This window comes from Streptomyces sp. NPDC005533 (assembly GCF_042871845.1).
Classification (GTDB): Bacteria; Actinomycetota; Actinomycetes; order Streptomycetales; family Streptomycetaceae; genus Streptomyces.
On the sequence record NZ_JBIAJH010000015.1, the window covers coordinates 18,867 to 40,334 of the forward strand.

16 protein-coding genes are annotated in these 21,468 nt (G+C 72.5%); 2 read left to right on the top strand and 14 right to left on the bottom strand.

Annotated elements, in window-relative coordinates:
• Window positions 1-56 precede the first annotated feature (56 nt).
• The 6 genes from ACFYP3_RS17315 to ACFYP3_RS17340 all read right to left on the bottom strand — a co-directional run bounded on the left by ACFYP3_RS17315 (window position 57) and on the right by ACFYP3_RS17340 (window position 5,685).
• Entirely contained in the window at window positions 57-626 is a 570-nt protein-coding gene (locus tag ACFYP3_RS17315) for a hypothetical protein (protein ID WP_388832705.1), read from the bottom strand.
• A 77-nt stretch (window positions 627-703) separates the two neighbouring features.
• A complete protein-coding gene (locus tag ACFYP3_RS17320; protein ID WP_388832707.1) occupies window positions 704-1,987 on the bottom strand; it encodes a glutamate-5-semialdehyde dehydrogenase in 1,284 nt (427 codons plus the stop codon).
• A gap of 571 nt (window positions 1,988-2,558) precedes the next feature.
• On the bottom strand, window positions 2,559-3,026 hold the full coding sequence (locus ACFYP3_RS17325) for a hypothetical protein (protein WP_376617768.1): 468 nt from the start codon (window positions 3,024-3,026) through the stop codon (window positions 2,559-2,561).
• Window positions 3,027-3,060: 34 nt separating this feature from the next.
• On the bottom strand, window positions 3,061-4,188 hold the full coding sequence (proB, locus tag ACFYP3_RS17330) for a glutamate 5-kinase (protein WP_388832710.1): 1,128 nt from the start codon (window positions 4,186-4,188) through the stop codon (window positions 3,061-3,063).
• A gap of 76 nt (window positions 4,189-4,264) precedes the next feature.
• Window positions 4,265-4,693, bottom strand: coding sequence for a GtrA family protein (locus ACFYP3_RS17335; protein WP_388832713.1), 429 nt, complete (start codon window positions 4,691-4,693; stop codon window positions 4,265-4,267).
• Window positions 4,690-5,685 (bottom strand): glycosyltransferase family 2 protein, encoded by a 996-nt coding sequence (locus tag ACFYP3_RS17340; protein ID WP_388832716.1) that lies wholly within the window; start codon window positions 5,683-5,685, stop codon window positions 4,690-4,692. Before ACFYP3_RS17340 ends, ACFYP3_RS17335 begins: the two co-directional genes overlap by 4 nt.
• Before the next feature lie 188 nt (window positions 5,686-5,873).
• Between ACFYP3_RS17340 and ACFYP3_RS17345 the strand changes: the two genes are divergently transcribed.
• Window positions 5,874-8,762: a CDP-glycerol glycerophosphotransferase family protein gene (locus ACFYP3_RS17345; RefSeq protein WP_388832719.1), complete on the top strand. Its 2,889-nt coding sequence runs from the start codon at window positions 5,874-5,876 to the stop codon at window positions 8,760-8,762.
• Window positions 8,759-9,931: a glycosyltransferase gene (locus ACFYP3_RS17350; protein WP_388832722.1), complete on the top strand. Its 1,173-nt coding sequence runs from the start codon at window positions 8,759-8,761 to the stop codon at window positions 9,929-9,931. Before ACFYP3_RS17345 ends, ACFYP3_RS17350 begins: the two co-directional genes overlap by 4 nt.
• A gap of 86 nt (window positions 9,932-10,017) precedes the next feature.
• Here ACFYP3_RS17350 and galE read toward each other — a convergent pair whose 3' ends face one another.
• From galE to ACFYP3_RS17390, 8 genes are all read right to left on the bottom strand, one after another.
• The gene (galE, locus tag ACFYP3_RS17355) at window positions 10,018-11,031 is read right to left on the bottom strand and encodes a UDP-glucose 4-epimerase GalE (RefSeq protein WP_388832725.1); all 1,014 of its coding nucleotides are present in this window, start codon (window positions 11,029-11,031) and stop codon (window positions 10,018-10,020) included.
• Between the two features lie 62 nt (window positions 11,032-11,093).
• Window positions 11,094-12,710 (bottom strand): glycosyltransferase family 2 protein, encoded by a 1,617-nt coding sequence (locus ACFYP3_RS17360; RefSeq protein WP_388832728.1) that lies wholly within the window; start codon window positions 12,708-12,710, stop codon window positions 11,094-11,096.
• Between the two features lie 70 nt (window positions 12,711-12,780).
• Window positions 12,781-14,226: a GTPase ObgE gene (gene obgE / locus ACFYP3_RS17365; RefSeq protein ID WP_388832731.1), complete on the bottom strand. Its 1,446-nt coding sequence runs from the start codon at window positions 14,224-14,226 to the stop codon at window positions 12,781-12,783.
• Between the two features lie 168 nt (window positions 14,227-14,394).
• The gene (gene rpmA, locus ACFYP3_RS17370) at window positions 14,395-14,649 is read right to left on the bottom strand and encodes a 50S ribosomal protein L27 (protein WP_030027134.1); all 255 of its coding nucleotides are present in this window, start codon (window positions 14,647-14,649) and stop codon (window positions 14,395-14,397) included.
• Window positions 14,650-14,662: 13 nt separating this feature from the next.
• The gene (gene rplU / locus ACFYP3_RS17375) at window positions 14,663-14,983 is read right to left on the bottom strand and encodes a 50S ribosomal protein L21 (protein WP_030013082.1); all 321 of its coding nucleotides are present in this window, start codon (window positions 14,981-14,983) and stop codon (window positions 14,663-14,665) included.
• A gap of 275 nt (window positions 14,984-15,258) precedes the next feature.
• Window positions 15,259-19,245: a ribonuclease E/G gene (locus tag ACFYP3_RS17380; protein WP_388832735.1), complete on the bottom strand. Its 3,987-nt coding sequence runs from the start codon at window positions 19,243-19,245 to the stop codon at window positions 15,259-15,261.
• 235 nt (window positions 19,246-19,480) lie between these two features.
• Window positions 19,481-20,260 (bottom strand): TIGR03936 family radical SAM-associated protein, encoded by a 780-nt coding sequence (locus tag ACFYP3_RS17385; RefSeq protein WP_365477090.1) that lies wholly within the window; start codon window positions 20,258-20,260, stop codon window positions 19,481-19,483.
• A 127-nt stretch (window positions 20,261-20,387) separates the two neighbouring features.
• On the bottom strand, window positions 20,388-21,413 hold the full coding sequence (locus ACFYP3_RS17390; RefSeq protein WP_388832738.1) for a hypothetical protein: 1,026 nt from the start codon (window positions 21,411-21,413) through the stop codon (window positions 20,388-20,390).
• Between the last annotated feature and the right edge of the window lie 55 nt (window positions 21,414-21,468).

A 21,468-nucleotide genomic window follows, 5' to 3' on the forward strand; every position in this document is an offset into this window, starting at 1 on the left:
CTGTCCCCGCTTCAGAGAAGCCCCCAGCTCCGACGTACGCGAGTGGGGTCGTACCTTCAGGGTTGGCGGACGGAGGGGTACGTAAACGCGCCGACGCCGGTGACTTCGCGCCCGGGGGTGCTGGCGGGGGCCGGGGCCGGGTCCGCCTCGCCCGCGGCACTGCGGTAGACGGCGCTGAAGGCGAGCGCGACCATGCCGAGGCCCATCACGAAGGCGAGGACCCAGGCGACGGGGCGCAGCCAGGGGGCGCGGCCACGGTAGGGGCGCAGGCTGCCGCCGTAGGCCCCGTACGGTCCGTACGGCCCGTCGGGGTGGTCGCGGCCGCGGTCGTACCAGCCCTGGTCGTCGACCTCGTACCCGTCGGGGTGGCCGTATCCGTATCCGTCGTAGTCGTCGTCGCCCGTCCAGCCGCCGGCCACGGCGCGGGCGGCTTCCGCCTCCGCGCGCGCCCGGTCGGCCGCCCGCTGGCGTTCGGCGGCACTCGGTTCATGGATCTCGGCGTTCCGGACGAAGGCCTCGTCGAACACCACGGAGGCGAAGTCCTGATCCGCGCCTCCGCGGTCCTCTGCATCGTCTTCGGGGGTCCCGTCGTCCGGGAACGGCTTGCCCCCCACGTCGTCCGGCACGGGACCAGCCTAGACCTGGGGGGCGCCTTTGGGCAGGGTGTGAGCCGAATTCCGGCCACACCGTGTCCAGGCGGCGGCTACCGAACGTGACCGTCGCCGGTGACGATGTACTTGGTGGAGGTGAGCTCGGGAAGGCCCATGGGGCCCCGGGCGTGCAGCTTCTGGGTGGAGATGCCGATCTCGGCACCGAATCCGAACTGGCCACCGTCCGTGAACCGGGTGGACGCATTCACGGCGACCGTGGTCGAGTCGACCAGCTGGGTGAAGCGGCGGGCGGCGGCCTGGGAGGTGGTGACGATCGCCTCGGTGTGGCCGGAGGTCCAGCGCCGGATGTGGGCGACGGCGTCGTCGAGGGAGTCCACGACGCCCGCGGCGATGTCGTAGGAGAGGTACTCGGCGGCCCAGTCCTCGTCGGTGGCGGGCAGGGCGGTGACCTTGCCGCCCTCGGCCGCGGCCAGGACCCGGGCGTCGCCGTGCACGGTGACGCCGGCGTCGGCGAGCGCGTCGAGGGCGCGGGGCAGGAAGGCGTCGGCGATGTCGCGGTGGACGAGGAGGGTCTCGGCGGAGTTGCAGACGGAGGGGCGGCTGGCCTTGGAGTTGACGAGGATGTCCACGGCCGTGTCCAGGTCGGCCTGGGCGTCGACGTAGACGTGGCAGTTGCCGGTACCGGTCTCGATGACCGGCACGGTGGACTCCTCGACCACGGTCTTGATGAGGGAGGCGCCGCCGCGCGGGATGAGCACGTCGACGAGGCCGCGGGCGCGCATCAGCTCGCGGACGGAGTCGCGGGACTCGCCGGGGACGAGCTGGATCGCGTCGGCGGGCAGGCCGGCCCCCGTGATGGCGTCGCGCAGGATGGCGACGAGCGCGGTGTTGGAGGCGTAGGCGGAGGAGCTGCCGCGCAGCAGGACCGCGTTGCCGGACTTGAGGCAGAGGGCGGCGGCGTCGACGGTGACGTTGGGGCGGGCCTCGTAGATGATCCCGACGACGCCGAGCGGGACGCGGATCTGCCGGAGGTCGATACCGTTGGGGAGGGTGCCGCCGCGGACGACCTCACCGACGGGGTCGGGGAGGGCGGCGACGTCGCGCACGTCGGAGGCGATGGCGGCGACGCGCTCCGGGGTCAGCGTGAGGCGGTCGATGACGGTCTCGCTGGTGCCGGCGGCGCGGGCCTTGTCCGTGTCCACGGCGTTGGCGGTGATGATCTCGGCCGTACGGGCCTCCAGCGCGTCCGCGATCGCGAGCAGGGCGGTGTCCTTGGCGGACCGCGGGAGTGGCGCGATGGTGGCGGCGGCGGTGCGGGCCGCTTGCGCGGTGGCGATGACGGGCGAGGTGGCGGTGGCGGCATCGAGCGAGGTCATGCCGCCCAGGGTAGTCCCCGGCCGGGCCCGGGCAGGTGGGGTTTCCACCCCGCGAGACGGCCTCCGGCCGGGTCGGCGGGGTGGGGCCGGGGCTCCGCCCCGGGCCCCGGTCGGTCGGTACCGGTCCGTTGCCGTGTGCGGGCACACGAACGGGGCTCCGCCCCGCACCCCGCGCCGCGGACGCCCGGGGGCTGGGATGGGGCCCGGGTCCAGGGATGAGGCTCCGCCCGGCACCCCGCGCCGCGGACGCCCGGGGGCTGGAATGGGGCCCGGGTCCAGGGATGAGGCTCCGCCCGGCACCCCGCGCCGCGGACGCCCGGGGGCTGGGATGGGGCCCAGGGCCAAGAATGGGGCTTCCGCCTCCCACCCCGCGCCGCGAACGCCGGCGAGGCCGGGATCGGGCCCGGGTCCCGGAACGGGGCTCCGCCCCGCACCCCGCGCCGCGGACGCCCGGGGGCTGGGATGGGGCACAGGTCCAGGAATGGGGCTTCCGCCTCCCACCCCGCGCCGCGAACGCCGGCGGGGCTGGAATGGGGCCCGGGCTCAGGGAACGCGCCGGGTGGGGGGCGCTTCAGTAGGGGTGGACTCCTACCGGGTGGGCCGGGGGTGGGCCGTAGCCTTCGGCCACGCGCTGGTGGTAGGTGGCGCGGTCGATGACCTCCAGGCCGACGATCTCCCAGGGCGGGAGCTGCGCCGAGGAGCGGTGTTCCCCCCACAGGCGCAGGGCGACGGCCGCCGCGTCGTGGAGGTCGCGGGCCTCTTCCCAGTAGCGGATCTCCGCGTGGTCGTCGGCGTACCGGCTGGTGAGCAGGAAGGGGTGGTCGTGTGCCAGTTGTTCCAGTCCGCGCCGGACCTCGGACAGCGGGGCCGGCTTGCCGGAGACGCTCAGGGTCACGTGCCACAGGCGCGAGGCGTGGTCCTGCTCCTCCCCGCCACCGCCGCCGTCACCGTCCCCCGGACCGACGCTGGTCAGCGCTCGTCTCACCAGCCGCCTCCTGTCTCCGCTGCGTGTGTCCGCCCGCCCCTCACAGTTGACCAGTCCCCGGCTCTCCGCGCTGCGCTTTTACCGAACCTCAGCCCTGCAGCAGGACCAGATCGTCCCGGTGGACGACCTCCCGCTCGTACGCGGGTCCGAGTTCCCGTGCGAGCTCGCGAGTGGAGCGGCCGAGGAGCTGCGGGAGCTCCTTGGCGTCGAAGTTGACCAGGCCCCTGGCCACGGCGCGGCCGTCGGCGGCGCGCAGTTCCACGGGGTCCCCGGCGACGAAGTCGCCCTCGACCGCGGCGATGCCGGCCGGGAGGAGGGAGCTGCCGCGTTCGGTGACGGCGCGGACCGCGCCGTCGTCCAGGACCAGGTGGCCCTGCGGGGTCGACGCGTGCTGGAGCCACAGCAGCCGGTCCGCGGAGCGGCGCCCGGTGGCGTGGAAGAAGGTGCCGGTCCCCCGCCCGGCGAGGGCGTCGGCGGCCTGGCTGGCGGAGGTGAGGACGACCGGGATCCCGGCGGCTGCCGCGATCCGGGCCGCCTCGACCTTGGTGACCATGCCGCCGGTGCCCACGCCCGCCTTGCCGGCGCTGCCGATCGAGACGTGCGCGATGTCCTCGGGGCCGCGGACCTCGTCGATGCGGGTGGTGCCGGGCTGGGAGGGGTCGCCGTCGTAGAGGCCGTCCACGTCGGAGAGGAGGACGAGGAGGTCGGCGCGGACGAGGTGGGCGACGAGGGCGGCCAGCCGGTCGTTGTCGCCGAAGCGGATCTCGTCCGTGGCGACGGTGTCGTTCTCGTTGACGACCGGGAGGGCGCCCATGGCGAGGAGCTGGTCGAGGGTGCGGTACGCGTTGCGGTAGTGCGCGCGGCGGCTGGTGTCGTCGGTGGTGAGCAGCACCTGGCCGACGCGGAGCCCGTAGCGGGCGAAGGAGGCGGTGTAGCGGGCGACGAGCAGCCCCTGGCCGACGCTGGCGGCGGCCTGCTGGCGGGCCAGGTCCGTGGGGCGCCGGCGCAGGCCGAGCGGGGAGAGTCCGGCGGCGATGGCTCCGCTGGAGACGAGGACGATCTCCTTCTCGCCGCCGCTGCGGGCCTTGGCCAGGACGTCGACGAGCGCGTCCACGCGGTCGGCGTCGAGTCCGCCCGCCGCGGTGGTCAGGGAGGAGGAGCCGACCTTGACCACGATCCTGCGGGCGTCCACGACACCTTGCCTAGCCGCTGACACGTCTGTCCCCTTGCCCCTTGCCGAAATGCCTGCCACCTCAATCTACGGGGTGGGCGCGGAGGGCTGCTCGGGGGTTTCAGACCCTGGACGGGCCGTCGTGCGCGTGCTCCGGCTCGGGGGCCCGCGCCGCGCCCGGGACGAGGATCTTGCGGGAGAGGAGGAAGGTGAAGGGGATGGCCACGATCGCCGCGACGAGCGGGGCGATACGGGTGTCCATCCCGGCCCAGGTCACCAGGGCGTAGAGGCCGACCGACTGGATGACGTAGTTGGTCACGTTCGTCAGCGGGAAGAGGAAGAACTTCTTCCAGGTCGGCCGGGTCCGGTAGGTGAAGTAGGTGTTCATGAAGAACGAGCCGACCATCGCCAGGACGAAGGCGAGGGAGTAGGCGGCGAAGTACGGCATCCACGGGTGCAGCAGGAGGTAGATGCCGAAGAAGGTGCCGGTGTTGACGCCGCCGACGAGGGCGAAGCGGAAGATCTGGCCGAGCTGGTCCCTGCGGCTCATCGGGCGCTGCGCTCCACGACGGCGGGCTCCGCCGCCGGGCCGGTCCGGCCGTCGCGCGGGGACTGCTGGGCGCCGTGCGACTCCTTCACCAGGAAGTGCGGCCGGCGCTTCGTCTCGTAGTAGATGCGGCCGATGTACTCGCCGATGAGACCGAGCATGATCAGCTGGACGCCGCCCAGGCCCGTGATGATGGCCACGAGGGTGACGTAGCCCGGGGACTCGACGCCGTTGGTGATGGCCACGACGGTGATCCAGAGCGCGTACAGGCCGGTCAGGGCGACCAGCGACACGCCGAACCAGATGCCGATGCGCAGCGGCCGGTTGTTGAAGGAGATCAGGCCGTCCATGCCGTAGTTCAGCAGGGAGCCGAACTTCCACTTCGTCTCGCCGGCCTCGCGCTGGGCGTTGCGGTAGTCGAAGTGGACCGTGTCGAAGCCGATCCAGGAGAAGAGGCCCTTGGAGAAGCGGTTGTACTCCGGCAGCGACAGCAGGGCGTCCACGGCCGGGCGCGACAGCATGCGGAAGTCTCCGACGCCGTCGGTGAGCTCGACGTCGACCCAGCGGTTGACGCCCCGGTAGTAGAGCCGGCTGAGGGCGGTGCGGAGCTTCTTGTCACCCTCGCGCGTGCGGCGGGCGATGATCTGGTCGTGGCCCTCGCGGTAGTGCTCCAGCATGCGCTCGATGAGCTCCGGGGGGTGCTGGAGGTCGGCGTCCATGATCACGACGGCGTCGCCGGTGGCCTCGCGCAGGCCGGCCAGCATGCCGGCCTCCTTGCCGAAGTTGCGGCTGAAGGAGACGTAGCGGGTCTGCTCGCCGTGTTCCGCGGCGATCTTGCGCAGTTTCCCGAGGGTGCCGTCGCGACTGCCGTCGTCGACGTAGCAGATCTCGTACTCGACGGGGAGGGCGTCCAGGACCCTGCGGACCTCCGCGTCGAAGCTGTCGATGACGGCCTCTTCGTTGTAGCAAGGGACAACTACGGACAGCTTCGTCATGAACACTTCCTGCTGGGTCCGAACGGGTGATTGTCGGCGACCGGACCCGCCTCTCACCTCTTCCTTAGAAGTATGCACGGCGAGGGTGGAGCGTCGGTCGGCCTGCCTGAGCCGAGAGCGGTACACGGTAGCTTTGACGAGATAAGCGGAATGAGCTGAACGAAACGCAACGAAACGAAGGGATCGAGGTGCACGTGCCCGACGTCTCCGTGGTCGTCATCGTCTACAACGACGCAGAGCGTCTGTCGACAGCAGTCCAGTCCGTTCTGGACCAGACCCTGCACGGGGTCGAAGTCGTGATCGTCGACGACTGCAGCAAGGACCGTTCCTACACGGTCGCCCAGGAACTGGAGGCCGCGCATCCGGGGAGAGTGCGCGCTTTCCGGCTGCCGGAGAACAGCGGTGGCTGCGGCGCGCCGCGCAACCACGGCATCCTGCAGGCCACCGGAACGTACGTGATGTTCCTCGACAGCGACGACGTGCTGGAGCGCAACGCCTGCCGGAACATGCTGCAGGCCGCCGAGCGGACCGGCTCCGATCTGGTCTCGGGCATGTGCGTGCGCGTGCACCTCGACAACCGGTGGGGCAAGACCACCGAGTGGTACCCCTGGATCTACTCGCGCACCCGGACCCTGGAGTCGATCACCGAGTTCCCCGACCTGCTGGTCTACGACACCCTCTCCACGAACAAGTGCTACCGGCGCGCGTTCCTGCTGGAGCAGGGCCTGGAGTTCCCGGTCGGCATCCACTACGAGGACCTGCTGTTCTCCGCGCAGGCCTACGTCGCGGCCCGCCGCATCACGCTGATCCCCAACCACGTCTACTTCTGGAACGTGGTCGAGAAGGCCGCCGCCCTGTCGATCAGCAACCGGCGCCACGAGATCGAGAACTTCGTCCACCGGATGGAGATCCACCGCCGCGTCGACGACCTGCTGGCGGCGAAGGGCCACGCGGACATCAAGTCCGCGAAGGACGCCAAGTTCGTCAAGCACGACCTGGTGCTGCACCTGCGCGACCTGCGCCTGCTGAGCGACGAGTACCGCCAGGAGTTCGCCCGGCTGGCCAACGGCTACCTCGCGGGCATCGACCCGGCCGCGTACGAGAACGTCACCCACCTCCAGGCGATCTGCGCCTACCTGCTCGGTAAGGAGGACTGGGACAACCTGCTTTCGGCCGCCGACGCCATGACCAACAAGGGCCGGCTCACCTCCCCCCTCGCCGAGCGCGACGGCCGCGTCTACTGGTGCGGGGGGCACATCGACAGCCCCGACCCCGCCGAGGCCGCCGAGGCCCGCCGGATACTGGACGTCACCGAGCAGGGCTTCCACAGCACCCCGCTCACCTCCCTGACGCTCGGCAACCGCCTCACCTCCTACGAGGACGACGGGCGCGGCACCGTCACGATGTCGGGCTCCGTCGTGAACCCGCTGGGCCGGATCCCGGCCGACGCGGAGCTGAAGGCCACGCTCGAATTCCGGGCCCGCCGGCAGGTCGGCGTACGTTCCTTCGGCTTCCCCGTCACGAGCGTGCGCCACGCGGGTGACACGATCGAGTGGACCGGCACCGCCGACGTCGCCGCAACGGTCCGCCCCCTCGGCATCATCGACGCCGTCTGGGACGTCCGCCTCAAGCTGACCGCCGGGCGGGAGCGGCTGACGACCCGCGTCTCGGTGGGCGGGGTGGACCTGGACTCGGCGGCCCGGCTGCGCGTGCGGCCGCGCCTGACCCGGCTGGTCTCCGACCGCTTCGGGCCGGAGATGACCAAGAAGGGCAACCTCAGCTACGTCCTGACCGCCGAGGGCGCCGCCGCCGTGCGCACCCAGTCGCTGATCAACAACGCCATACGGGGCAAGGCGGCCGGCGTGGTCAAGCGGGGCCTGCGCAAGGCACTGCGGGCCCGCCGGAACATGGGCTCCGGCGAGCAGAAGGTGAAGCTCTACCACGAGGTCTTCTCGAAGCTGCCGATCAAGAAGGGCACGGTCGTCTTCGAGAGCCACATGGGCAAGCAGTACAGCGACAGCCCCAAGGCGATCTACGAGGAGATGGTGCGCCAGGGCGTGCCGTTCGAGGCGATCTGGTCGTACGCGGGCGGCAAGCCCACCGGCTTCCCCAAGGAGGCCACCCTGGTGCGGCGCTGGAGCTGGCCCTACCTGCGGGCCCTCGCCCAGGCCGAGTACTGGGTCGACAACCAGGGCTTCCCGCTGGCGCTGGCCAAGCGCCCGGGCACCACGTACATCCAGACCTGGCACGGCTCCGCGCTCAAGCGCATGGGCTTCCACGAGCCCCGGACCAAGGCGCAGGGCCGGGCCGGCCAGCAGCGCTTCCAGGCGGCCGTCGACCGCTTCGACCACTTCCTGATCCGCTCGGAGCACGACACCCGCACCCTCGCCAAGGGCTTCCGGCTGCGCGACGAGGTGCTGCTGCGCACGGGCTACCCGCGCAACGACGCCCTCGTCGAGGCGTACCGGACCGAGGCGGACAGCGGTGAGCGGGTGCGCGGACCCCTGGCGACCGAGCTCGGCATCGACCCGGACAAGAAGGTGCTGCTGTACGCGCCGACCTTCCGGGCGGGCGCGGACGGCGCGGTGGAGGGCTTCACCTTCCCCTTCGACGTGGAGGAGTTCGCGGACCGGCTCGGCGACCGCTTCACGCTGCTGGTGCGCACGCACTACCTCAACAGCGTCTCGCTGCCGCCGTCGGTCGCCGGCCGCGTCATCGACGTGTCCCGGCACCACGACGTCACCCCGCTGCTGGCCCTCGCCGACGGACTGATCACCGACTACTCGTCGGTGATGTTCGACTACGCGGTCCTGGACCGGCCGATGCTGTTCTTCGCGTACGACTACGAGAAGTACGCCAACGACATCCGCGGCACGTACTTCGACCTGAAGGAGAAGGCCCCCGGCCCGGTGGTGGCCACCGCGGACGAACTCCTGCAGGCGCTCGCCGCCTTCGAGGAGGCGGACGTCAAGTACGCCCAGGCGCGCCAGCGCTTCCTCGCCGAGTTCGGCGAGTACGACCGCGGGGACGCGGCCCGCCAGATCGTCGAGAAGTTCTTCACCAGGAGCGGCAAGTGAGCCAGGAGACCACCACCCCGGGCGGCCGTGACATCTTCATCGTCGCCAACAACGTCGACGAACTCGGCGGCGTGACCACCTGGTCGCACCAGATGGCCCGGCAGTTCACCGACCGCGGCCACCGCGTGCACATCGTCGGCATCGCCCCGGTCGCCGAGGAGATCCGGCAGCAGCTGCCGCCGGACCTGCCGTACGCGATGACCACGCTCTACGACGCCCACCCGCCGTCGGCCCGCCGGCTGCGCGGCATCAAGGGCCGGCTGAACGCCCCCGAGCGGCGTCGCCAGGCGGCCCGGCGGGCGAAGATGCGGGCCAAGGCGGAGCAGCTGAGCGAGCTGCTGCGCACGGCCCGTCCGGGCGGCGTGGTCATCGTCACGCAGGTCTGGGCGATGGAGTGGGTGGCGCTCGCCGACACCAAGGGGCTCAGCGTCATCGGCATGAGCCACGAGTCCTTCGAGGCCAGCCACAAGTCCACCCGCGGTGAGCGGGTCCGCCGCTACTACACCGAGGTGGACCGGCTGCTGGTGCTGACCGCCGAGGACGCGGACCTGTGGATCCGGGCGGGCATGGAGAACGTCGCCAGCATGCCGAACCCGCTGCCCTTCATGCCCGACTCCCCCGCCCCGCGCACCGAGAAGGTCGTGGCGTGCGTGGGCCGCCTCGCTTTCGAGAAGGGCGTCGACCTGCTGCTCGACGCGTGGGCGGACGCCGCGCCGCACCACCCCGACTGGGTCCTGCGGATCTACGGGGCGGGCGCGGAGGAGGAGGCGCTGCGGGCGCACTGCACCTCGCTCGGGCTGGACGACTCCGTGCAGTGGATGGGCAGCACCGGTGACGTGCTGGGCGCCCTGCGCGGGGCCTCGGTCTTCGCCCAGGCCTCGCGGGCCGAGGGCTTCCCGATCACCCTGCTGGAGGCGATGGCGGCGGGCGTTCCGGTGGCCGCCTTCGACTGCGCGCCGGGCGTACGGGAGATCGTCGAGCACGGCGAGGACGGGCTGCTGGCCCGGCTGGGCAACACGATGGAGCTGGCCGGGCACCTGAACGCGCTGATGTCCGACCGCGAACTGCGCGACCGGCTCGGGGACAACGCCTTCCACGCGGTGAAGCGGTACTCCGGCGCCGACATCACCGACCGGTGGGAGGAGCTGTTCTCCTTCCTGGAGCGCTGAGCGCACACCGCGCGACGCATGCATGCGGCCGCCCGCCCCCGACGTACCAGGGGCGGGCGGCCGCGTATCCGGGGTCCGCCGGCCGGTCAGGCCTGGTGGACGTCCTTGTGGCGGTCCGTGCGGGCGGCCTTGTTGGCCTCCCAGCCCGCCCAGGCGGAGGTGACCATCTCGCGGACGTCGTGCCGGGCCTTCCAGCCCAGCTCGCTGGTGATCTTGTCGGCGGAGGCCACGACCTTCGCCGGGTCGCCGGCGCGGCGCGGGCTGATCACCGGCGCGTAGTCGTGCCCGGTGTTCTTGTTCAGGAGCGCCACCATCTCGGCGACCGAGACGCCCTCGCCGCGTCCGATGTTGACGGTGAGGTCCTTGTACTCGCCGGCCGCACCCCACTCGGCGAGCTTGCGGGCCGCCGCCACGTGGGCCTCCGCGAGGTCCTCGACGTGGATGTAGTCGCGGATGCAGGTGCCGTCGGGGGTCGGGTAGTCGTCACCGAAGATCTTGGCGCCCTGGCCGGCGTCGTAGCGCTCGAAGACCATCGGGACCAGGTTGAAGACGCCGGTGTCGGCGAGCTCGGGGGTCGCCGCGCCGGCCACGTTGAAGTAGCGCAGGCAGGCGGTGGAGATGCCGTGCGCCTTGCCCGCGGCACGGACCAGCCACTCGCCGGCCAGCTTCGTCTCGCCGTAGGGGCTCAGCGGCGCGCAGGGGGTGTCCTCGGTGACCAGGTCCACGTCGGGCATGCCGTAGACGGAGGCGGAGGAGGAGAAGAGGAAGTTGCGGATGCCCGCCTCGGCCACGGCCTGCAGCAGGACCGTGAGGCCCTGCACGTTCTCGTGGTAGTAGTACAGCGGCTTCTCGACGGACTCGCCGACCTGCTTCTTGCCCGCCAGGTGCACCACGCCGGTGATCTTGTGCGCGCGGATGGTCTTGTCCAGGGTCAGCCGGTCCAGGACGGAGCCGACCACCAGCGGGACGCCCTCCGGGACGCGGTCCTCGTTGCCCGTGGACAGGTCGTCGAGCACGACGACCTGCTCCCCCGCGAGCAGCATCGCGCGGACGACGTGCGCGCCGATGTAACCGGCGCCACCGGTGATCAGAAACGTCATGTGTATCTCCTTGGTCCTGTCCGACTTCGGTGGGGAAAAGCGCAGCGGTGTGGAAGGGGCCGTCAGCCCGCCCCGCGGCCCGCCCGGGCCCGGTGGAGGCGGTTGCGCACGAGGTACAGCGCTCCCTCGGCGCCGGGCGCGAGGCGCAGCGCGAGGGCGCCTGCACCCGTCCGGTAGGGCTGCGCCAGCAGAACACCGTACCGGCTGCTGGGCAGGGCCCGACGGCGGAGCAGACGACCACCGGGGCGCAGCGAGGTGAACACCGAGCTCCCGTCGGCGCACTCCACGCGCACCCCGACGTTCCAGGCCTGCATCCTGCGCAGCCCCTGGCGACGGCCCGTGACGGCCAGGTCGGCCAGCCGGAAGGGCAGTACGGCGATCCAGCCGTCGTTGCGGTCGGGGCGCAGCTCGATCGGCTGGGCGAGGACGGGCTCGGCTCCCGCACGCGGGATGAAGCTCAGCTGCACGGTCCGGGGGTCGGCCTCGGCGAGGCGCCCGTACAGGTCGTGCAGGCGGATCCGGACGGCGCCGCGGCCGGCCGGTTCGGCGTCGACGGTGACGGGCAGTTCGGCGACCGGCAGCCCGGCCAGGCCGTCCAGCTCCACCGGCAGCTCCTCGCTCCACACCGGGGCACCGGTGGGCCCGACCGCGTACGGGGGCAGCAGCCGCGGCGGTTCCGCCGCCAGCCGGGTGAGCCGGTCGACGTCGGCGGGCGGGGTCTCGGTGGCGCGCAGCACCCCCACGATCCACCGGGCGTGGGCGGCGGCCGAGGCGATGTCGGTCTCGGTGAAGGTGCCGAGGTACTCGCGGGTGAGGGTCCACCAGGCGGCCTGGTACTCGGGGTCCTTGCCGAGCTCGCGCAGGTACATGCGCAGGTCGTACTCGAGGAACTTCACCTGGCAGGCGCTGCCCAGCACCGGGGAGGCGGCGGCGAGGGTCCGGGCGGCCGTCCGGTGGGCCTCGATGCGGGCGCGCCAGTTGCCGACGTCCTTGCGGTCCAGGGAGATGGACACCTGGGCGGCGCCGCGGCGCACGTGCCAGACGTAGACGAGGTCTCCGGTGACGGCGATGCGCGGGGCCGCGGCCAGCACGCGCGAGGTGAAGACGAAGTCCTCGTAGACGAAACGGCCGTCGGGGAAGCGCAGGCCGTGCTCCTCCAGGAAGGCGCGGTCGTAGAGCTTGTTGACGCAGAGGGTGTCGCGGACGAGCTCGGGCCGGTCCGCCGGCCGCTCGATGACGTCGCCGGGCGTGTACAGCCCGGGCATCCAGGGCACGTCGTGGCGCTGGGGCAGCTCGCGCCGGACCGCCGCGCCGACGGTGACCGGGGCGCCGTGCTGTTCGGCGGTGCGCACCAGGGCGTCGGCCGCACCCGGCGGCAGGACGTCGTCGCTGTCGAGGAAGAGGACGTACCGGCCGGACGCGGCCGCGATCCCGTCGTTGCGCGGGGTGCCGCACCCCCCGCTGTTCTCCGTGCGGTGCACGACCTTCAGGCGGGGGTGCGCGGCCGCCAGCTCGTCGAGCACCCGCGCGGTGCCGTCGGACGAGGCGTCGTTCACCGCGATGACCTCGGCGACCACCGGGCCCTGGGCGAGGGCCGAGGAGACGGCCTCGCCCACGAGCCCGGCGTCGTTGTACGCGATGACCACGACGGAGACCGTGGGGAGGTTGCTGCTGTTCACCCGAAGGATCCTAGGCGACCCACATAAAGAGGCCTTCAAACCCTCCGGGGCAGATTCCCTCGGGAGGGGACTAGAACGGCCGGAATTCGTCGTACTCCTTCTGCGCCGAGTCCCCGCGCTGGGCTTCCTTGTCCTTGCGGCGGGTGGTGGCCGGACGCGGGGCGTCCAGACGGTGGTCCTCGCCGCGGCGGCCCAGCATCTCGGCGCCGGCCATCACGGTCGGCTCCCAGTCGAAGACGACCGCGTTGTCGTCGGAGCCGATCGCGACACCGTCGCCGGCGCGGGCGCCGGCCTTCTTCAGCGCGTCCTCGACACCGAGGCGGTTGAGGCGGTCGGCGAGGTACCCGACGGCCTCGTCGTTGTTGAAGTCGGTCTGGCGGACCCAGCGCTCCGGCTTCTCGCCGCGCACGACGTAGACGTCCTCGACCTCGTCGTAGGTGACGGTGAAGCCGGCGTCGTCCACGGCCTTCGGGCGGATGACGATGCGGGTCGCCTCCTCCTTCGGCATGCGGGCGCGGGCCTTGGCGATGACCTCGGCGAGGAAGAAGGAGAGCTCCTTCAGGCCCGTACGGGCGACCGCGGAGACCTCGAACACCTTGTAGCCGCGCGCTTCGAGGTCCGGGCGGACCATGTCGGCGAGCTCCTGGCCGTCCGGGATGTCGACCTTGTTGAGGACGACGAGGCGCGGGCGCTTCTCCAGGCCGCCGCCGTAGAGCTTGAGCTCCTCCTCGATGACGTCGAGGTCGGCGATCGGGTCGCGGTCGGACTCCAGGGTCGCGGTGTCCAGGACGTGTACGAGCACCGAGCAGCGCTCGACGTGGCGCAGGAACTCCAGGCCCAGGCCGCGGCCCTGGCTGGCGCCGGGGATCAGGCCCGGGACGTCGGCGATGGTGTAGACCGTCGAGCCGGCCGTGACGACGCCCAGGTTCGGGACGAGGGTGGTGAAGGGGTAGTCCGCGATCTTCGGCTTGGCCGAGGAGAGCACCGAGATCAGCGAGGACTTGCCGGCGCTCGGGAAGCCGACCAGCGCCACGTCGGCGACGGTCTTGAGCTCCAGGACGATGTCTCCGGTGGTGCCGGGGACGCCGAGGAGCGCGAAGCCGGGCGCCTTGCGGCGGGCGGAGGAGAGCGCGGCGTTGCCGAGACCGCCGCGGCCGCCCTCCGCGGCCACGTAGGTGGTGCCCTGGCCGACGAGGTCGGCGAGGACGTTGCCCTCCTTGTCGAGGACGACGGTGCCGTCCGGCACGGGCAGGATCAGGTCCTGGCCGTCCTTGCCGGAGCGGTTGCCGCCCTCGCCGGGCTTGCCGTTGGTGGCCTTGCGGTGGGGGCTGTGGTGGTAGTCCAGCAGGGTGGTGATCGCCTGCTCCACCACGAGGATGACGTCGCCGCCACGGCCGCCGTTGCCGCCGTCGGGGCCGCCGAGCGGCTTGAACTTCTCCCGGTGAACGGAGGCGCAGCCGTGGCCCCCGTTACCCGCGGCGACGTGCAGCTCGACGCGGTCCACGAAGGTGGTCATGGTTGTTCCTCCAGTTACATACGGGAATGTCCCGGACAGACCTTGCTGTCCATTAAAACGTCTGTACCTACCAACGCACCGAGGGCGGACCTCTCTTCCCGGCCAGTGCCGGGAAGAGCTGAGATCCGCCCTCGGGAAGTTACGAACGCTCGATCAGCCGAAGCTGGATCAGGCGGCCGGAACGATGTTGACGACCTTGCGGCCACGGTGCGTGCCGAACTGCACGGCACCCGCCTGCAGCGCGAACAGCGTGTCGTCGCCACCACGACCGACACCCGAACCGGGGTGGAAGTGGGTGCCACGCTGGCGGACGAGGATCTCGCCGGCGGAGACGACCTGACCGCCGAAGCGCTTCACGCCGAGCCGCTGGGCATTGGAGTCGCGCCCGTTCCGGGTGGACGATGCGCCCTTCTTGTGTGCCATGTCTCAGTCCCTCTTACTTCGCAGCCGCGGGGATACCGGTGACCTTGATCGCCGTGTACTGCTGGCGGTGACCCTGGCGACGGCGGTAGCCGGTCTTGTTCTTGTAGCGCAGGATGTCGATCTTGGCGCCCTTGTGGTGGTCCACGACCTCGGCCGTGACCTTGATACCGGCCAGCACCCACGGGTCGCTGGTCACGGCTTCGCCGTCGACAACGAGCAGGGTCGAGAGCTCGACCGTGTCGCCAACCTTGGCAGTGGAAATCTTGTCAACCTCAACGATGTCGCCGACAGCAACCTTGTGCTGGCGACCACCGCTGCGCACGATGGCGTACACGCGGATCTCTCTCTCACTCGGGACGGATGCTCCTGAAGCCAGCCGCTCAGGCGGGCCGGGGCCCACGCTGATCCGGATTGGACGAGCGGCCTCTCTCGCACCGCGCTTGCGCGCGGAACAGCGGGAGGAAGGTGCTCAGGAGCGCGACGCACACTGGACGGATTCGTCCAAGACACGCCGACGGTCTAGGTTACGGGGCCGGTTCCGGAGGGTCAAACCGGGCCCCGCACGACCGTGGGCCCCGCCGTTCGGCGGGGCCCACGGTCATGAGCGGATCAGGCTTCGGCCGGAGCCGAGACGGACGGAGCGGTCTGCTGCTCCGCCGCCGCGGTCTTCTTCGTCGCCCGCTTCGCCGCGGTCTTCTTGGTCGTGGCCGCCTTCTTGGCCACGGTCTTCTTGGCAGCCGCCGCCTTCTTGGCCGGGGCCTTCTTCGCCGTGGTCGCCTTCTTGGCCGGAGCCTTCCGGGCGGCCTTCTTCGCCGGCGCGGCCCCCTCGGCCTCGGCGGCCTCAGCGGCCTCCTCGGCGGGAGCCGGGGCCTCGGTCACCGGGGCCTCGACGACCACCACGGCGGCCTCCACCGCGCCCGCGGGGGACCCGGCGGGTGCGGTGGCCTTACGGGTGGCACGCCGGCGCGGACGGGCCGGTGCGGCCTCCGCCACGGGGGCCTCCTCGACGACGGCCACGGGCTCGGGCTCGACGACCGGCTCGGGCTCCGGCACGACGACCGGCTCCGGCTCCGGGGCCACCTCGGCCGCGGGGGCCGGGGCACCCGCCGGGGCGGTGGCCTTACGGGTCGCGCGGCGACGGGTACGGCCCTTGGGCGCGGCGTCCTCGGTCACGGCTTCGGCGACGACCTCCGCGACGACCTCCGAGGCCTCCACGGCTTCGGCGACGACCTCGGCGGCCGGCTCCAGGACCGTGTCGGCCGGCTCGGTCACCGGCTGGGCGACGACCTCGGCCACGGGGGCCGGGGTCTGCGCCTCAGCGGCCGCACCGCGCGGGGCGCCCGCCGGAGCGGTCGCCTTGCGGGTGGCGCGGCGCCGGTTGCGACGGCTGCTCAGGCCCGCGGCGGCCTCGGCCTCGGCCGGGCTGCTGTAGAGCTCCTCGTCCGCGACGAACTCCGGCTCGGGCAGCGCCCGCGGAGCGGCGGCCTCGGCAGCCACCTCCGCCTCGGACTCGAAGTCCGTCTCCACCGTCTCGAGCGTCTCGACGGTCTCGACCTCGTGGTCGTGCTGGTCGAACTCGCCACGGCCGCCGCGGCGCTTCGAGCGCTTGCCGTTGCCACCGCCGCCGATCGCGGTCGGCGTCTCCATGTGGACGATGACACCGCGGCCGTTGCAGTGGACGCAGGTCTCGGAGAAGGACTCCAGCAGGCCCTGGCCCACCCGCTTGCGGGTCATCTGGACCAGGCCCAGCGAGGTGACCTCGGCCACCTGGTGCTTCGTACGGTCGCGGCCCAGGCACTCCAGCATCCGGCGCAGGACCAGGTCGCGGTTGGACTCCAGGACCATGTCGATGAAGTCGATGACGACGATGCCGCCCAGGTCGCGCAGCCGCAGCTGGCGCACGATCTCCTCGGCCGCCTCCAGGTTGTTCCTGGTGACCGTCTCCTCGAGGTTGCCGCCCTGACCGGTGAACTTGCCGGTGTTGACGTCGATGACGATCATCGCCTCGGTCTTGTCGATCACGAGGGAGCCGCCCGAGGGCAGCCACACCTTGCGGTCGAGCGCCTTGGCGAGCTGCTCGTCGATCCGGTACGTCGCGAAGACGTCGACCTCGGAGGTCCAGCGCGACAGCCGGTCGGCCAGGTCCGGGGCCACGTGGTTCACGTAGCCGTGGATGGTCTCCCAGGCGGTGTCACCGCTGACGATGACCTTCGAGAAGTCCTCGTTGAAGATGTCGCGCACGACGCGGACGGTCATGTCCGGCTCGCCGTACAGGAGGCTCGGCGAAGAGGTCGAGATCTGCTTCGCCTTCTTCTGGATGTCCTCCCACTGGGCCTGCAGGCGCTCGACGTCGCGGCGCAGCTCGTCCTCGCTCGCGCCCTCGGCGGCGGTGCGCACGATGACGCCCGCGTCCTCGGGGACGATCTTCTTGAGGATGGTCTTCAGGCGCGCGCGCTCGGTGTCGGGCAGCTTGCGGCTGATGCCGGTCATCGAGCCCTCGGGCACGTAGACCAGGTAGCGGCCGGGCAGCGAGACCTGGCTGGTCAGGCGGGCGCCCTTGTGGCCGATCGGGTCCTTGGTGACCTGCACCAGGACCGACTGGCCGGACTTGAGGGCCGACTCGATGCGGCGCGGCCCGTTGGCCATGCCGAGCGCCTCGAAGTTGACCTCACCGGCGTACAGGACCGCGTTGCGGCCCTTGCCGATGTCGATGAAGGCGGCCTCCATGGACGGCAGCACGTTCTGGACCTTGCCCAGGTAGACGTTGCCGACGTACGAGGTGGCCTCTTCCTTGTTGACGTAGTGCTCGACGAGCACGTTGTCCTCGAGGACGCCGATCTGGGTGCGCTCGCCGGACTGGCGGACGACCATCACGCGCTCGACGGCCTCGCGGCGGGCCAGGAACTCGGCCTCCGTGATGATCGGGACGCGGCGGCGGCCCTGCTCACGGCCCTCGCGGCGGCGCTGCTTCTTCGCCTCCAGGCGGGTCGAGCCCTTGATGGACTGGACCTCGTCGGACGGCTCCGCCTTCTCGCGGGCCGGGCGCGGCTCGCGGACCTTGACGACGGTGCGCACGCCGTCCTCGTCGCCCGCTTCGGCGGCCTCGGCGGCGCTGTCGCCACTGCGGCGACGGCGACGGCGGCGACGGCGGCTGGAGCTGGACCCGAGGGCCTCCTCGGCCTCGTCGTCTTCCTCGTCCTCGGCCTCCTGCTCGGTGGCCTCGGCCTCTGCCTCGGTCTCCTCCTCGGCGGACTCGTCGAGGTCGGCGGCCTCACCGCGGCGGCGGCGACGGCCACCGCGACGGCGGCGGCGCGACGGGCGCTCGCCCGACTCGTCGCCCTCGTCGAACTCGGCGGACTCCTCTTCGAGCTCGGCCTCGGGCTCCTCCTCGGCGAGCACCTCGGGGAGGGAGACCGGCGCGGACTCGGCGGCCGGAGCGGACTCGGCGGCGCCGCGCCCACGGCGACGGCGACGGCCGGCGGGCTGCGGGGCGGGGGTCTGGACGACCTCGGCCTCGACCTCCGTCTCCTCCTCCTCGACCTCGTCGGGGGCGGCGGCGCGGGCGGCCGCGGCGGCCATGGCGGCGGTCTCGGGCGTCTGGAACATCGGCTCGGCGAAGACCGGGGCCTGGAAGACGGCCACGGCGGGACGCGCGGCGCGGCGGCCGCGGGCCGGGGCGGCGGGCGCCTCGGGCTCGGCGGCGGGCTGCGCGGGGGCGGCCGGCGCGGTGGTGGAGCGGGTGGCGCGCCGGCGGCCGCCGCGCTTCGGGGAGTCCAGGGCGTCGGCCACGGTGAAGGTGCGGGTGGTGGCCTTGGGGGCCTCCTCCGCGACCGGTTCGGCCTCGGCGGCCGGGGTCTCGGCGGCGGCGGGGGTCTCGGCGGCCGGGGCGGTCACGGCGCGGGTCGCACGACGACGGGCCCGCGGAGCGGGAGCGGCGGGAGCCTCCTCCTCGACCACCGGCGCGGCCTCGACCACGGGATCCTCCACGGCGGCGGGGGTCTCGGCGGCCGGAGCGGTCACGGCGCGCGTCGCACGACGACGGGCACGCGGAGCGGGAGCGGCCGGAGCCTCCTCCTCGACCACCGGCGCGGCCTCGACCACGGGATCCTCCACGGCGGCGGGCGTCTCGGCGGCCGGAGCGGTCACGGCGCGGGTCGCACGACGACGGGCACGCGGAGCCGGAGCGGCCGGGGCCTCCTCCTCGACCGCCGGCGCGGCCTCGGCCACGGGGGCTTCGGCGGCCGGAGCCTCGGGAGCGGTCACGGCGCGGGTCGCGCGGCGGCGGGCACGCGGGGCGGGAGCGGCGGGCTCCTCGGCGGCGGGGGCCTCGACGACGACGGCCTCGGCCTGCGTCTCGGGAGCGGCCACGGCGCGGGTCGCGCGGCGGCGGGTACGTGCGGGGGCGGCGGCCGGAGCGGCCTCCTCGGCGGGGGCGGCCGGGGCGGCCTCCGTCACCGGGGTCACCTCTGCGGTGGCCCCGCCGGGCGGGCCGGCGGGCCGGGAAGCGGCGCGGCGACGCCTGCGCGGGGGCAGGTTGTCGCTGGGGCTGCCGCTGTCGGCGTTACCTGCGGTGGTGTCGTTTTCGTTGTTGAGCATTGCGGGCGGTTCTCCCGTCACGCTCCCGGGCGCCGCGGCTGACTTCCGGTCCGGCTCGGCTCCGCGTAATGAGCGCGGAACCGGCCTCCGGGGCGCGTTCGCCACACGGGAGCTGTAGTCCATGGCCGCCGGTTCCGTACGTGTTGTCCGTACGGCCTGGCGGAAGTCTTCAGGTCAGTGCGCGGCCCGACCCAGGTGGCTCCCGAGTACCAGGGCTGCGCGACGACGACGATCCTTACGCGGCGGGACCTTCCGGCGCCTTCGCGTCGGCGGCTACGGCGGCCGTGGGTGGAGCGGCCGTATCTGCCTCGCGGTCGGGCGCGAGCGGGTCGGTCACCGTGCCGGACTCCTCGTCGAAGAGCCCCTGCGCCAGCCTGGTCACCGCTGAGGGGACCGGCGGCGCCAGGTCGGCCACAGCTCGGAGACCGGACAGGACGTCGTCGGGTCGCACGGCAGGTGTCAGATGCCGAACAACCAGCCGCAGTATCGCACAGGCATTGTCCAGCGGCCTATCAGCCGGGGCAGGAAGGGCTTCGAGGGAGACGACGGCGCCGCGCGTGTCGAAGGTCCGCATTCCGTTCTTGGTCTTGCGCTGCACCTCCACGGTCTCGGCGGCGAGGAAGGCCGTCACGGCCCGCTCGGCCTCGGCGGGTTCCACGCCGTCCAGGCGCAGCTCCCACACGGAGGCGGTCAGCCGGTCGGCGAGGCCCGAGGTGCGGGCCTCGACGGCGTCGATGATGTCGAGCCCGGTCGGCATCGACTCGTCGAGCAGCTCGCGGAGCTTCTCGGGGTCGCGGGGCTCGGCGAGGGCGATCTCCAGGTATTCGGCCTCGCTGCCGGTCCCGGTGGGGGCGGCGTTCGCGTACGAGACGCGCGGGTGGGGGGTGAAGCCGGCCGAGTACGCCATCGGCACCTCGGCGCGGCGCAGGGCCCGCTCGAAGGCGCGCTGGAAGTCGCGGTGGCTGGTGAACCGGAGGCGGCCGCGCTTGGTGTAGCGCAGTCGGATGCGCTGCACCACCGGTGCGGGAGGCGGGCCTTCGGGCTGTCGCTTGCCCAGTGGTTCTTCTCCTTGTGCGGGGCTCCGCGGCTCGCGCGTCGCCCTGAGCGTCTGTGGGACCGGCCGGCGCCGCCCTGCCCCCGGCTCACCCCTGCCGTTCGTGGAGGGAGATCTCGGGAGCGGGCGTGTTGCCTGCGGCTGTCGTACTACCCAGAGTACGCGCCCGTGACCTCGTCGGTTCCACGGGAGGAGTACCGAACAGTGCCGTGCGCACCGCGGCACGCGCTTCGCGGACCGCGGCGCGGCCGGTGCGCCAGACTTCGCGGACGGCGTGTCCGGCGGGGGTCAGCACGTGCCGGTAGACCAGGGACGCGGGCCGGCCGACCAGCATCCAGCCGATCCACTTGAGCCCGCGCCACAGGGCTGCGGCGATCCTCCCGGACACGTGCCAGGCCCACAGGAGGACCTGCCCGAGCGGGGTGAGCACGTACCGGTACAGCCCGACCGCCAGCCACGCGAGGGCGAGCCCGACGGGTCGCAGCAGGTACCGGTACAGCGCGGCGGCCAGCCGGGCGAGGCCGTGTCCGAGCGGGGTGAGGACGTACCGGTAGGCCGCCTCGGCCAGCCAGGCGAGGGCGCGGCCGACGGGCGCGAGCGCGTACCGCCACAGCCCGACCCAGGGCCACACGAACAGGGTCATGGCCAGCGCCCACACGGCCCATGCCACCGCCTTGCCGAGCGGGGCCAGCAGGTACCGCAGCCCGCCCCGGCCGGCCCAGGTCAGCGCTGCCCAAAGGGGTCGGAACAGGTAGCCGGTCAGGATCCGCCCGACGGGTGCGAGCAGGTGCGCGTACGTGCCGCGGCCCAGCCACGCGAGGCCCCGGCCCACGGGGGTCAGCACGTACCGCCACAGCCCGACCCACGGCCAGACGAAGACCAGCCGCAGCAGGGTGGCCAGCACCCGGCCGAGGATGCGCAGCGCCGGCTCGACGACGTGGACGTGGAGCGGCCCGAGGACGTGCCGGTGCGCGGCGCGGCCCAGGGCGACGAGCAGTTCCCAGACCACTCGTACGGGCAGTACGACGAGTAGGGCGACGATCTTGACGGGGATCCTGATGGCTCCCACCAGGCATCCGTCGCCGCCGCTCGGAGGCCGTGCGTCCAGTTCCATGCAGTCAAGGACACGGCAGAGGCCCCCACCCGTTGCGGGCGGGGGCCTCTCGTGA